The sequence below is a fragment of the Cellulosimicrobium sp. 22598 genome, assembly GCF_052044445.1.
Classification (GTDB): Bacteria; Actinomycetota; Actinomycetes; order Actinomycetales; family Cellulomonadaceae; genus Cellulosimicrobium; species Cellulosimicrobium cellulans_G.
On record NZ_JBQEMZ010000011.1, the window covers coordinates 1 to 13,127 of the forward strand.

The 13,127-nt window shown below is 74.4% G+C and carries 11 protein-coding genes; 5 read left to right on the top strand and 6 right to left on the bottom strand.

Features of this window, described 5'->3' with window-relative positions:
• Positions 1-284: 284 nt before the first annotated feature.
• A complete protein-coding gene (locus tag ACTJIY_RS12990; protein ID WP_440674373.1) occupies positions 285-1,547 on the bottom strand; it encodes a cell division protein PerM in 1,263 nt (420 codons plus the stop codon).
• A gap of 81 nt (positions 1,548-1,628) precedes the next feature.
• Between ACTJIY_RS12990 and ACTJIY_RS12995 the strand changes: the two genes are divergently transcribed.
• Positions 1,629-2,474: a patatin-like phospholipase family protein gene (locus ACTJIY_RS12995; RefSeq protein ID WP_253050882.1), complete on the top strand. Its 846-nt coding sequence runs from the start codon at positions 1,629-1,631 to the stop codon at positions 2,472-2,474.
• Positions 2,471-3,529 (top strand): 1-acyl-sn-glycerol-3-phosphate acyltransferase, encoded by a 1,059-nt coding sequence (locus tag ACTJIY_RS13000; protein ID WP_253050881.1) that lies wholly within the window; start codon positions 2,471-2,473, stop codon positions 3,527-3,529. The genes ACTJIY_RS12995 and ACTJIY_RS13000 overlap by 4 nt, the downstream gene beginning before the upstream one ends.
• 117 nt (positions 3,530-3,646) lie before the next feature.
• On the opposite strand, the gene sucD is transcribed toward ACTJIY_RS13000, so the two are convergent.
• The 3 genes from sucD to ACTJIY_RS13015 all read right to left on the bottom strand — a co-directional run bounded on the left by sucD (position 3,647) and on the right by ACTJIY_RS13015 (position 7,518).
• Entirely contained in the window at positions 3,647-4,537 is an 891-nt protein-coding gene (sucD, locus tag ACTJIY_RS13005; protein WP_087471388.1) for a succinate--CoA ligase subunit alpha, read from the bottom strand.
• Positions 4,538-4,574: 37 nt separating this feature from the next.
• Entirely contained in the window at positions 4,575-5,744 is a 1,170-nt protein-coding gene (sucC, locus tag ACTJIY_RS13010) for an ADP-forming succinate--CoA ligase subunit beta (RefSeq protein WP_253050880.1), read from the bottom strand.
• 175 nt (positions 5,745-5,919) lie between these two features.
• Positions 5,920-7,518 (bottom strand): OmpA family protein, encoded by a 1,599-nt coding sequence (locus ACTJIY_RS13015; protein WP_440674372.1) that lies wholly within the window; start codon positions 7,516-7,518, stop codon positions 5,920-5,922.
• Between the two features lie 153 nt (positions 7,519-7,671).
• Between ACTJIY_RS13015 and ACTJIY_RS13020 the strand changes: the two genes are divergently transcribed.
• Both ACTJIY_RS13020 and ACTJIY_RS13025 read left to right on the top strand, forming a co-directional pair.
• Complete coding sequence (locus ACTJIY_RS13020) at positions 7,672-7,893, top strand: helix-turn-helix domain-containing protein (RefSeq protein ID WP_047233082.1); 222 nt, start codon at positions 7,672-7,674, stop codon at positions 7,891-7,893.
• 1 nt (position 7,894) lies between these two features.
• Complete coding sequence (locus ACTJIY_RS13025) at positions 7,895-8,470, top strand: Clp protease N-terminal domain-containing protein (RefSeq protein WP_440674371.1); 576 nt, start codon at positions 7,895-7,897, stop codon at positions 8,468-8,470.
• 29 nt (positions 8,471-8,499) lie between these two features.
• Here the strand turns inward: ACTJIY_RS13025 and ACTJIY_RS13030 are convergent, their stop codons facing one another.
• Complete coding sequence (locus ACTJIY_RS13030) at positions 8,500-9,426, bottom strand: DUF5996 family protein (protein WP_440674370.1); 927 nt, start codon at positions 9,424-9,426, stop codon at positions 8,500-8,502.
• A gap of 107 nt (positions 9,427-9,533) precedes the next feature.
• Between ACTJIY_RS13030 and ACTJIY_RS13035 the strand changes: the two genes are divergently transcribed.
• On the top strand, positions 9,534-10,223 hold the full coding sequence (locus ACTJIY_RS13035) for a DUF6518 family protein (protein WP_440674369.1): 690 nt from the start codon (positions 9,534-9,536) through the stop codon (positions 10,221-10,223).
• Between the two features lie 116 nt (positions 10,224-10,339).
• Here ACTJIY_RS13035 and pcrA read toward each other — a convergent pair whose 3' ends face one another.
• A complete protein-coding gene (gene pcrA / locus ACTJIY_RS13040; RefSeq protein WP_440674368.1) occupies positions 10,340-13,111 on the bottom strand; it encodes a DNA helicase PcrA in 2,772 nt (923 codons plus the stop codon).
• Positions 13,112-13,127 lie beyond the last annotated feature (16 nt).

Sequence of the window (13,127 nt, forward strand, 5' to 3'; positions counted from 1 at the left end):
TGGTGGGCCGACCGCCGAGCGGTGGGGGTGGGCTCGGATGCGAAGGGGCGTCAGAGCGGCGCTCCTAGAACCCACGCTCGACAGACCAAGGTGACGGCGCCGCAGCCCCGAGCACCGAGCCCACCCCCACCGCGGACCCAACCCCGCGCGTCTGAGACCCGACCACGCCCACCTCGGCGGACCACAGCTCTACCTCGCGTGACCATGGCTCTACCTCGACCGACCGGGGCTCTACCTCGGCCAACCAGGGCTCTACCTCGGCGGACCGGGGTTCTCCCTCGGCGTCAGGGCTCGTCGTCGAGGGGGGCGCCGTGGTGGCGGCCCAGGACGTCGAGCCGCGCCCAGAGGACCGCGAGCGCGGCGCCGCCGCCGATCTCCGCCGCCGCGAGGGCTCCGACGACGAGCGCGTCGGCGCCGACGACCTCGAGCCGCCCGGGCCCGACCGCGCCGCCCGCGAGCCAGCTCACCGCCCCGACGAGCAGTCCCGCGCCGAGCGCGACCCCGCCCAGGGCGAGGCTCACGTCGAGCCACCGGACGTCGTCGTCCGGGTGGGTGCCTGTCACGTCGCGCAGGCGGCGCCACACGAAGGCCCCGACCACCACGCCGAGCGCGACGACGACGGCCGGCACCCACGGCGTCAGCGGGTTGGTCCAGTCGTCGCCGGGCAAGGCGCCGAGCAGCGGGATCGCCGGCAGCGCGCCGGGCTCGGAGCCGGTCGGGGCGAACGTGCTGCCCTCGCCGACGGCGAAGCCCGGCCCGACGAGCCACGCCCCGGCCCAGGCCACGACGTTCGGCAGGACGGCGAGCTGCGCGAGCGCCAGGACGATGCCACCGACGGTCCCGGGCACGAGCCCCGCGACGATGTCGCCCGACGTCGCACGCCCGGCCACCAGCCACGCCCCGACGACGACGGCGGAGACTCCGGCCAGCAGGCTCGTGCCGAGCAGGCCGCCGCGCAGGCCCAGTCGTACCGACGGCGGGAGCCACCGGTCGAGCCGCTGCGTGAGGTCGCCGACGAGGGGCGCGTCGGGTCGTGCGAGGATCCCGGCGCCCAGGCCGAGCCCGCCGACGACGGCGCCCCCGACGACCGCGACGCCGAGACCCCACGGGGGCGTCGACCCGGCGAGCAGCGCGACGCCGAGCGTCGCGAGGGCATAGGTCACGGTGCCCGCGACCCAGGCGGACAGGGTCGTGTGCGCGGATCGTCGGGCAGACGCGAAGCAGCAGAACAGCGCGAGGGCGGTGAGTCCGAGCGGCACCAGCGTGACCGTCGTCCCGCTCGCGACGAGCGGGACCCCGTGCCCGAGCAGCCAGAATCCCGCGGCGATCGTCACCGACTGCCCCCACCCGGAGCCCTCGGGGGACCCGGTGGACGACGCGAGGAAGGCGACGACGCCGGGGAGCACCACGACGGCGAGCGACAGCGCGAGCGCCTGGAGCGCGGCGAGCACTCCCGAGGGCCCGCGCCGGACCACGACCGGTGCGGGGGCCGGGCTGCCGTCCACGGTGCGCGTGCGCGCACCACGCGTCGTGCTGGTGGTGCTCATGGTGCCCATCGTCGTCGATCGAGTGGTCGGTCTGCGGCATTCGCCCCGGCGCGCCAGCCTACCCGCGCCTACGATCGGTCCATGACGACGCCGCCCGCCCCGACCGCGTTCGTCCTGGGCGGGGGCGGGGTCCGGGGCGCCGTCCAGATCGGCATGCTGCGTGCGCTGCTGGAACGCGGCATCACGCCCGACCTGGTGGTCGGGACGTCGATCGGTGCGATCAACGGGGCGGCCCTCGCGGCGGACCCGACGCCCGCGGTCGTCCCTCGCCTCGAGTCCGCCTGGTCGTCGCCCGCGGCCGCGCAGGTCTACGGCGAGGCGTGGTACCGGCAGGTGCACCGGCTCGCGACGACGCGCACCCACCTCGCCAGCCCGGCTCCCCTGCGCGCGCTGCTGCGCCAGGTGCTCGGCGAGCGCACGACGTTCGCCGACCTCGCCGTGCCCCTCGTCGTCGCCGCGGCGTCGATCGAGCGCGCGGCGGAGCGCTGGTTCAGCGAGGGTCCGTTGGTCGACGCCGTGCTCGCCTCGGCGTCCGTCCCGGGCGCGCTGCCGCCCACGCGCATCGGCGACGAGCACTACGTGGACGGCGGGGTGGTCTCCTCGATCCCGCTGGGCGAGGCGGTGCGTCGCGGCGCACGGACGGTCTGGGTGCTCCAGGTCGGGCGGATCGAGGAGCCGTTGCGGCCGCCGCGGACCGCGGTCGAGGTCGCGAAGGTGACGTTCGAGATCTCCCGGCGGCACCGGTTCGCGCGCGAGCTCGCCGAGGTCCCCGACGACGTGACCGTCCACGTCCTGCCCAGCGGCGGGCCGCTGCCCGGCGACGACCGGCTCTCGTCGTCGCGCCGGCTCGACACGACCCGAGCGCGCGCCGCCTCGTCGTACGCGGCGGCGCGCCGCTACCTGGAGGAGCTGGGGGGCGACGCGTGAACGTCGCGCCCCCGCCGCGCTGGGTCCGCCGGCTGCTGCTCGCGCCGGCCGTCGTCGTCCTCGCGGTCCTGCTCGTCCCGACGAGCCTCATGCTCGTCCTGCTCGTCGGCGGCATCGTGAGCTGGGCGCTGCCCGGTCGCCTGCGCGCGCCGCGCGTCCTCTGGGTCGCGAGCTTCTACGTCGTCTGGGACGCGGTCGCGGTCCTGGCGCTGTTCGGGCTCTGGGTGGGCTCCGGCTTCGGCTGGGCGCTGCACCGGCCCGCCTTCCGGCGCGCGCACGTGCGCCTCGCCGGCCGGATGCTCTCGGTGCTGTTCTGGCAGGTGCGCTGGACGCTGCGCCTGCGGATCGACGTCGACCTCAGCGAGGCCGACGGGCTCGACGGGGCCCCGGTGCTCGTGGTGAGCCGCCACGCCGGGCCCGGCGACTCGTTCGTCCTCATGGACCGCATCGTCAACGCGGCGGGACGCGAGCCGCGCGTCGTGCTCAAGGACACGCTCCAGTGGGACCCCGCGATCGACGTCCTGCTCCACCGCGTCCCGGCGTACTTCGTGGTGCCGCGCTCGCGGCGGCCGCACGGCGCGCCGTCCGGCAGCGAGGCGGTCGCCGCGCTCGCGACGGACCTCGCGCCGGACTCCGCCGTCCTCCTCTTCCCCGAGGGCGGGAACGTCACGCCGCGCCGCCGCGACGCCCGGATCACCGCGCTGCGCGCCTCCGGCGAGGAGGACCTCGCCGTGCTCGCGGAGGGGATGCCGCACGTCATGGCGCCGCACGTCGGCGGGTTCCTCGCCGCGCTCGACGCGACGCCGACGACGGGCGTGGCGGTCGTCGCGCACACGGGCCTCGAGCGCCTGGTCACGGTGCGCGACATCTGGCGCGAGCTGCCGATGGACAAGCGCCTCACGCTCAAGATCTGGGCGACGCCCCGCGAGGCGCTCCCGGCGGGCGACGAGGAGCGCGCCGCGTGGCTCTACGCGCAGTGGGTGCGCCTCGACGCGTGGCTCGCGGCGTCGGGGGCGCCCACCGTCCCGAGCGCGGACCGCGACCCCGCCGCCTGAGGCGCGATGTCCGGCACGAGCCGGACCACGACGCCGGACGCACGACGCCCCGCGGCCGGCGGAGCGGTCACGGGGCGTCGGGTGCGTGGACCCGGGTCGCGGGTCCGGGGTCCAGCGTCAGGCGAGGACCTCGCGCAGGAGCGCGGCGGTCTCGGACGGCGTCTTGCCGACCTTGACGCCGACGGCCTCGAGGGCCTCCTTCTTGGCCTGCGCGGTGCCCGCGGACCCGGAGACGATCGCGCCGGCGTGGCCCATCGTCTTGCCCTCGGGGGCGGTGAAGCCCGCGACGTAGCCGACGACCGGCTTGGTGACGTGGTCCTTGATGTAGGCCGCTGCGCGCTCCTCGGCGTCGCCGCCGATCTCGCCGATCATGACGATCGCCTTGGTCTCGGGGTCGTTCTCGAACGCCTCGAGCGCGTCGATGTGCGTGGTGCCCACGATCGGGTCGCCGCCGATGCCGATGGCGGTCGAGAACCCGAGGTCCTTGAGCTCGTACATCATCTGGTAGGTCAGCGTGCCCGACTTCGACACGAGACCGACCGGGCCCTTGCCCGTGATGGTGTGCGGGGTGATGCCGGCGAGCGACTCGCCCGGCGTGATGATGCCGGGGCAGTTCGGGCCGATCATGCGCGTCTTCTTGCCCTGCAGGTAGGCCCAGACCTCGGCCGTGTCCTGGACGGGGACGCCCTCGGTGATGACGACGATGAGCGGCATCTCGGCGTCGACGGCCTCGATCGCGGCGTCCTTGGTGAACGCCGGCGGGACGAACAGGACGGACACGTTCGCGCCCGTCTCGGCCATGGCCTCCGCCACGGTGCCGAACACGGGGAGCGTGACGTCGTTGCCCTCGTGGTCCTTGTGCGTGACGGTCGTGCCGGCCTTGCGGGCGTTGACGCCGCCGACGATCTGCGCGCCCGAGTCGAGCATGAGGGCGGTGTGCTTGGCACCCATCCCGCCGGTGATGCCCTGGACGATGATCTTGGAGTCGGAGTTCAGGTAGATCGACATGGTGTTCTCTGTCTCAGCTTTCCGCGTCTTCGGGCGATCAGGCGTTGGCCAGCTCGGCAGCCTTGTCGGCCCCGCCGTCCATGGTCTCGGCGAGGGTCACGAGCGGGTGGTTCGCCTCGCGCAGGATCGCGCGGCCGAGGTCCACGTTGTTGCCGTCGAGGCGCACGACGAGCGGCTTGGAGGCCTCGTCGCCGAGGATCTCGAGCGCGCCCACGATGCCCTTGGCGACCTCGTCGCACGCGGTGATGCCGCCGAAGACGTTGACGAACACCGACTTGACCTGCGGGTCGTTGAGGATGACGTCGAGGCCGTTCGCCATGACCTGCGCGTTGGCGCCGCCACCGATGTCGAGGAAGTTGGCGGGCTTCACGCCGCCGTGGGCCTCGCCCGCGTACGCGACGACGTCGAGCGTGCTCATGACGAGCCCCGCGCCGTTGCCGATGATGCCGACCTCGCCGTCGAGCTTGACGTAGTTGAGGCCGTTCGCCTTGGCCTTCGCCTCGAGCGGGTCGGTCGACTCCTTGTCCTCCAGCGCCTCGTGGTCCGGGTGACGGACCTCCGAGGCGTTGTCGTCCAGCGTGACCTTGCCGTCGAGCGCGACGATCGAGCCGTCCTCGGTGCGGACGAGCGGGTTCACCTCGACGAGCGTCGCGTCCTCCGCCGTGAAGACGGTCCAGAGCTTGCGGATGACCGCCGCGACCGGGGCCTTGAGGTCCTCGGCGAACCCGGCGGCGTCGACGATCTCCTGCGCCGTGGCCTCGTCGATGCCCACGATCGGGTCGACGGCGACCTTGGCGAGCGCCTCGGGGCGCTCCACCGCGAGCTGCTCGATCTCCATGCCGCCCTCGACGGAGCACATGGCGAGGTAGTTGCGGTTCGACCGGTCGAGGAGCACCGAGAAGTAGAACTCCTCGGCGATCTTGGCGCCCTGGGCGACCATGACGCGGTGGACCGTGTGGCCCTTGATGTCCATGCCGAGGATCTCGGACGCCTTCTCGGCGGTCTCCTCGGGCGAGTGGGCGAGCTTGACGCCGCCGGCCTTGCCGCGGCCGCCGGTCTTCACCTGGGCCTTGACGACCACGGTGCCGCCGCCGAGCTTCTCGGCGCCCGCGCGGGCCTCCTCGGGCGTCGTCGCGACGACCCCGCCCAGCACGGGCACGCCGTGCTTCTCGAAGATGTCGCGCGCCTGGTATTCGAACAGGTCCACCCTGCTGCGTCCTTCCGTCTGATGCGCCGTGTGCGGCATGACCGATGTCTCGACATCAAGACATCCCCGTACAGGGTAGCCCGGGAAGCCCCGGGCTCCTATCGCTCGGCGGCGGAGGACCGCGGGCGCCGCGTGTTCCGTTCGTCACGCGGCGCCGCGCCCGGGTGACCCCGGCTCAGTCCGCGACGGGCACGTCCACGAACCGCACCGGCGTGCTGCCGTCCGTGACCTCCGTCGACCCGTCCGGCACGTCCACGACGACCGTCTCCCCGCCCCGGTCCGGCCAGACGACGGTCACGCGCGACGTGACGCCCGGGCTCAGCGAGCCGACCGACAGGTCCGCGAGGACGCTGCGCGCCGAGTCCGGGTAGAAGGCCGGGTCGACGAGGTAGTCGACGGGGTAGACGCGCACGCCGCCGTCGAGCAGGGTCACGTTGTTCGCCCCGAGCCCGCCTTCTCCCAGCTCGCCGCGACCGTCGAGCACGGATCCGAGCACGCTCACGAACGCCGCGTGGTCCGTCCCGTCGTTGCGCACGTCGAGGGTCCCCACCAGATAGCCGCCCGCTCGCCGGACCTCCACGAGCTCGACGTGCAGCGTCTGGGTCCCGCCGAGCCCGTCGGCGTGCTCGAGGGTCGCACCCCCGAGACCGTCGACGGTCGCACCCTCCGGCGCCGTGAGCTCGCCGGCCGCCGGCACCTCCGCGGGCGAGCGGTCCGCCGCGGGGACGAACTCGACGGTCACGCGACGGTTGAGCGCCCGCGCCTCGTCGGTGCCGTCGGTGGCGACGGGTTCGGTCTCCCCGCGTCCCTCGACCCGCACGTCGAACCGGCCCAGGTCGGCGATCTCGCCGAGCCGGTCCGCGACCGCGTGCGCACGGCGCTCGGAGAGCTCCTGGTTCGCGGCCTCCTCCCCCTGGTCGTCGGTGTGCCCGACGACGACGAGCTCGCCGTCCGCAGCGAGCGCGAGCTGGTCGGCCACGGCCTGGAGCGCGGCGTCCGACGCGGTGCCGAGCTCGGCGGAGTCGACCGCGAACAGGACGTCGGAGTCGATGGCGACGCTCACGAGGTCGTCCGTGTCGCGGGTGCTGACCGCGTCGTTCGCGCTGGTGCTGAACGTCTCGAGGACGGCGGTCGGCGCGACGACGTCGTCGAGACCGGCGGGCGCGAGCTCGGCCGCCGGGACCGTGAGGCCCTCGGCGTCGTCGGCCGCGACGACGGGGACGTCCTCGACGAGCCCGAGGTAGGGCACGAGGACCGCCGTCGTGGCGGACGCGGGGGCGGCGAACGCGACGTGGCCCACCACCGGCTCCTCGTCCGGCCCGAGCTCGAAACGGTCGTCCTCGAGGGACGCGAGGGCGACGCCGTCGGCCGCCCGGGCCGGCTCCCGGACGACTCCGGCGTCGAGGTCGACGAGGCGCACGCCGTCGAACGTGTCCTCCTGCGAGAGCGTGCGGTTCGCGAACGCCTCCCCGACGAACAGGGTGTCGTCACCGCTCGTGGCCTCGGCCTCGACCCGCAGGACGGCGAGGTCGCCGTCGAGCACCACGGGCCCGACCGACATCTCGATCTCCCGCCCGAGCACGTTCCCCGTCACGACGACCGGCGTCGCGTCCGACGAGGACGCCGGCACCTGCGCCTCGGCGGCCCCCGTCGTGGCGGCCGGGTCGGGTGCCCCGTCGCCCGCACCGCAGCCCGCGAGGGCGACGGCCGCCACGACGACGGTCGCGAGCGCGGGGACGACGCGCGTCCTGGGTGTGCCGGTCCACTGGTGCACGGTGACTTCTCCTGTCGGTCGACGGGGTCGGTGGGCTGCTCCCGCCCACAGGTCGACGTGGACGCTAGCGGACGGACGACCGGCTCGGACGAGCCGCCCATCGCCGTCAACTCGGGTTGACACATGCGAGATCGTCAACCTAGATTGACACGTATGGAACCCGTCGACATGGACGCCGCGAGCAGCACCGATCCCGACACGGGCCTGCGTGCCGTGCGGTCGCTGCGCGTGCTCGCCGAACGCCTCGAGGCGCTGCAGGTCGAGCACGCCCGAGCGCTCGGCTGGTCGTGGCAGGAGATCGCCGACCGCCTCGGCGTCACCCGCCAGGCCGTGCACAAGAAGTACGGCGCGTCCCGCACCACCAGGAGGTCATGACATGTTCGAACGCTTCGCCGCCGACGCCCGCGACACGGTGGTCGGCGCCCAGGAGGTCGCCCGCTCCCGCGGCGACGACGCCATCGACGCCGTGCACCTGCTCCTCGCTCTCGCCCGCCAGGACGGTGGCGCGGGCGCGGTCGCCCTCGCCGCGGTCGGCGTCGACGCCGACGACCTCGAACGCCAGGTCGACTCCGCGCGCAGCCACGACCCGCTCGACGGCCAGGCCCTCGCCGCGCTCGGGATCGACCTCGACGAGATCCGCGCACGCACGGACGCGGCCTTCGGGCCGGGAGCACTCGACCGCGCGGGGGACGACGAGCGCCGCCGCGGGCGGCGGAACCGCCGCTCGCACATCCCGTTCACGCCCGAGGCGAAGAAGTCGCTCGAGCTCTCCCTGCGCGAGGCGGTGCACGCGGGCTCCCGCGCCATCGACTCGGGCCACGTGCTCGCCGCGGTCGCGCGCGCGAAGGGCTCGACGGCGCACCGCGCGCTCGTCGACACGCTCGCCGCGGCGGGGTCCGACGTCGCGGGCCTGCGCGCCGCGCTCGCCGCAGGGCACCGCAAGGCGTCCTGACCCGATACCGCCGACCGGTCCCCGGGCGCTCAGCCCGGCGGGACCGGCCCGGTGAACGCGGCGAGGTCCCACCCGGCCGCCGTCGCCAGCTCGCGGTAGGAGCGCTCGAAGAACGCGAGCAGGACGGCGTCGGGGTCCGCCGCGTCGCGCAGCACCCCGCACGGGAGCACCACCTCGCGCAGGCCGGGGTCCCAGTACCCGGGCGCCAGGTCGAGGTCGGCCGCCCCCGGCGGCTGCGGGTACGCGTACGCGTAGACCTGGTCGGCGTGCGTCGTCGGGTCACCGGGCCAGTAGCCGACCGCGACGTTCTCCGCGTTCTCCGCGAAGCGGTAGATGGGCTCGACGTCGTCCGGCTGGTGGAAGGGCCGCCCGTTGAACAGCGTGAGCCCCAGGTCGAACGCTCCCCAGTAGAAGCGCGGACCGCTCGACTTGCCGTAGAACCCGGAACGGAACCGCTCCATCACCGCCGCGACCCGCTGCACGGTCGCGAGCCACGTGCGCGTGAGCTCGCCGTCCCACTCCCCGACCGCGGTGTCCTGCTCGAACGGCACCGGGTCGGGGATCTCGCGCGGCGTCGACCACACCCGCACCGGCACGGCGAGGCGATCGAGGCACGCGAGGGTGCGCGCGTAGAAGTCGGCGACGGACATCGGCCCCAGCCCGACGGTCTCGGTGCGCCCGTCGGACGTGCGGAACGCGACGTGCTCCGCCACCAGGTCGATCTCGACGTCGAGCGCGCGCTCGCCGACCTGCATCACGGGCGTGACGAACCCGCGCGACGTCACGTGGAACGCGACGTTCCACCAGTGGTTGACGAACGGCGTGAGGTCGAGCACGACCTTGCCGACCACCTGCGTGAACAGGTGGAGCGGCCGGCGCGTCGGCTCCCACCGCCGCACGTCGAGGTCGGGCCACGGGGCGGGCGCGGGGGCGGGGCGGGCGGCCGGCTGGGTCACGGGAGGCTCCTCGGGGCTCGGTCGTCCTGCCACGGTAGGACGCGTCCCGCTGCCGTGCCCGCCGACGGGGTGACGCCTGGCCGGCGCGGGCCGCCTAGCGTCGTGGCGTGCCCGAGACGACCTCGCTCCCCGACCGCGCCGACGACCGCCCGTCGGCACCGGACCGACCCGGCCGGGTCACGACGTCGTCCGGTCGCCCGTGGCGGCGCGGTGCGGTCGTGCTCGTCGCGAGCTTCCTGCTGGGCGGCCTGACGTCGTACGCCCAGGGGTTCCTGCCCGACGCCGCGGCGCCCTTCGCGAACTCGGCGAGCGGCTGGACGCTGCTCACCGCGCTGCTCGTCACGTGGTCGGCGCGCGTCCCGCGCTCCCGGACGTGGCACGCCGCCGTGCTCGGCGCCGCGAGCTTCGTGCTGCTCACCCTGGGCTACGCCGTCGCAGCCGACCTCCGCGGGTACTTCTACGACCCGACGACGTTCGGGGTCGTCGGCGTCGTCGTCGGCCCGTTCGTCGGGGTCGCGGCGGCCTGGCTGTGGCGGACCGGCACCCCCGCCGCCCTCGGCACCGCGGTGCTCGCGGGCATCGGGGTCGGCGAGTCCGTCTACGGGCTCACGACCGTCGTCGAGACGACCGGCGCCACCTACTGGGTCACGATCGGCGTCGTCGCGCTCGTCCTGCTCGGCGGCATGCTCGCGCGCCGGCTCCGCGGCGCGCTGCCGGTCGCGACCGCCGTCGGGGGCACCGCCGTCGTGGCAGCAGCGTTCGTCCTCGCCTACCGCGCCCTGGGCACGATCGGCTGACTCGGCGGTCGAGCCCCCGCACCCCGAGAGAGCGGCCCCCGGCTCAGAGCCCGGTGCACGGCACCCGGTACGTCACTACCTCGGTCAGTGGTCGCCGTCTCGGCGCCGAGGCGCTCTCAGAGCTTGGTCACCGGCGAGTAGCGCAGCAGGAGGCGCTTGGTCCCGTCGGCCCCGAAGTCGATCTTCGCGACCGCGTTCGGGCCAGCGCCCTCGAGCGCGACGACGGTCCCCAGCCCGTAGGCGTCGTGGGTCACCTTGTCCCCGACTGCGAGGTTCGGCACGTCCTCGTCGGCCCGCGGCGTCGCCGACCCGAACTTCGCCCCACCGGACGGCGAGCCGAACGCGGCGCGGGCAGGGGCCGACGATGACGGGTCGTGGCGGGTCTGGCGGGAGCGGCCCGAGGAACGAGGGCCGCGGATGGTAGACCCGTCGTCGTCGGCCCCTGACCGCGCCCCCGACCCGAACCCCGACCGCGAACCGGACCACGACCCCGAGCCGCGGCCCCAGACCGACCCGCCCGCGCGCAGCGTCGCCATCGACGACTCGCGCCGCCGCCAGTCCCACAGCTCCTCGGGGATCTCCTCGAGGAACCGGCTGGGCGGGAACTCGTTCGCCATCCCCCACGCCGACCGCACCGCGGACCGCGACACGTAGAGCCGCTCGCGCGCCCGGGTGATGCCCACGTAGGCGAGGCGGCGCTCCTCGGCGAGCTCGGCGTCGTCGTGCAGCGACCGCATGTGCGGGAACGTGCCGTCCTCCATGCCGGTGAGGAACACGACGGGGAACTCGAGGCCCTTGGCGGTGTGCAGGGTCATGAGGGTGACGACCCCGGGGTCCTCCTTCTCCGCACCCTCGCTCTCGCCGTCGGCCACGTCCTCCGCGGGGATCTGGTCCGCGTCGGCGACGAGCGAGACGCGCTCCAGGAAGTCGGACAGCGTGCCCTCGGGGTCGAGCTCGGTGAACTCCGTCGCGACGGCGTGAAGCTCGGCGAGGTTCTCGACGCGCGTGGCGTCCTGCGGGTCGTCGCTCGCGCGGAGCTCGGCGAGGTACCCGGTGCGGTCGAGGACGGCGCCGAGGATGTCCGACGGCGTCGCGCCGGAGTCGGCGAGCTCGCGCAGCCCGGTCATGAGCTCGACGAACGCACGCAGGGGGTTGAGCGTGCGGTTGGTCAGGCCGGGGATCTCGTCGATGCGGGCGAGGGCCGCGCCGAACGAGATGCGCTCGCGGTCCGCGAGCGCCGCGACCGCCCCCTCGGCGCGCTCGCCGAGCCCGCGCTTGGGCACGTTGAGCACGCGCCGCAGGTTCACGTCGTCGTCGAGGTTGTCGATCGCGCGCAGGTAGGCCACCGCGTCCTTGACCTCGCGCCGCTCGTAGAAGCGCGTGCCGCCGACGACCTTGTACGGCAGACCGACGCGGATGAGCACCTCCTCGAGCGCGCGGGACTGGGCGTTGGTCCGGTAGAACACCGCGACGTCGCCGGGGCGCACGCCCTCGGAGTCGCCGAGGCGGTCGATCTCCTCCGCGACGAACCGCGCCTCCTCGTGCTCGTTGTCGGCGACGTAGCCGATGACCTTCGCGCCCGCGCCCGAGTCGGTCCACAGCCGCTTCGGCTTGCGGTCGGGGTTGCGCGAGATGACGGCGTTGGCGGCCGAGAGGATGTTCTGGGTCGAGCGGTAGTTCTGCTCGAGCAGGATGGTCCGGGCGTCCGGGTAGTCGGCCTCGAACTCGAGGATGTTGCGGATCGTGGCGCCGCGGAACGCGTAGATCGACTGGTCCGCGTCGCCGACGACAGTGAGCTCGGCGGGGTCGAGCGCGGGGACCTGCGCCTCGCCGGTGCCGCTCGTCGCGGCGTCGGTCGCGGCGGAGTCCTCGCCCACGCCCGCGAGCTCGCGCACGAGCACGTACTGCGCGTGGTTGGTGTCCTGGTACTCGTCGACGAGCACGTGCCGGAACCGGCGGCGGTAGTGCTCCGCGACGGCGGGGAACGCCTGGAGCAGGTTGACCGTGGTCATGATGATGTCGTCGAAGTCGAGCGCGCTCGCCGCGACGAGCCGCGCCTGGTAGCGCGTGTAGACGTCGGCGAGCACCTGGTCGAACTCGGGGACGCTCGCGCCGTGCGGGCCGCCGCGCGCGGCGAGGCCGTCGTCCGTCGCGTGGGCGCCCGAGTCCCGCGCGTACGTCTCGGGGTCGACGAGCTCGTTCTTGAGGTCCGAGATCTTGTTGGCGAGCGACCGGGCCGGGTACTTCTTCGGGTCCAGGTCGAGCTCGCGCGTCACGAGCGTGATGAGCCGCTGCGAGTCCGCGGCGTCGTAGATGGAGAAGCTCGACCGCAGCCCGAGCGTCTTGGCCTCGCGGCGCAGGATGCGCACGCACGCCGAGTGGAACGTGGAGACCCACATGTTGCGCGCGGCCGGCCCCACGAGCGTCTCGACGCGCTCGCGCATCTCGGCCGCGGCCTTGTTGGTGAACGTGATCGCGAGGATCTGCCCGGCGTTGGACCGGCGCGTGGCGAGCAGGTAGGCGATGCGGTGCGTGAGCACGCGCGTCTTGCCCGACCCGGCACCCGCGACGATGAGCAGCGGTCCGCCCGCGTGCACGACCGCCTCGCGCTGCTGCGGGTTGAGCCCGTCGAGCAGGGCCTCGGGGTCGAGGTGGGCGTACCGGCCACGACGCTCCCCCGCGCCCGACGCCGCGCCGTCGCCTCCCGGCCCCGTGCCTCCCCGGGCGGCGTCCCCGACGGGCGACCCGGCGCCGTCGGGCACGGCCGGGTCGTCGGTCCAGCGCGGGGCGGTCCGCGGGAGGCGGGACTCGCCGCCGTGGTCGACGCGCGGGCCGTCGAACAGCGTGTCGAGGCCGGGCAGCGGGAGGTTCTCGAAGAGCGAAGCCATAGCCCCTCCAGCCTAG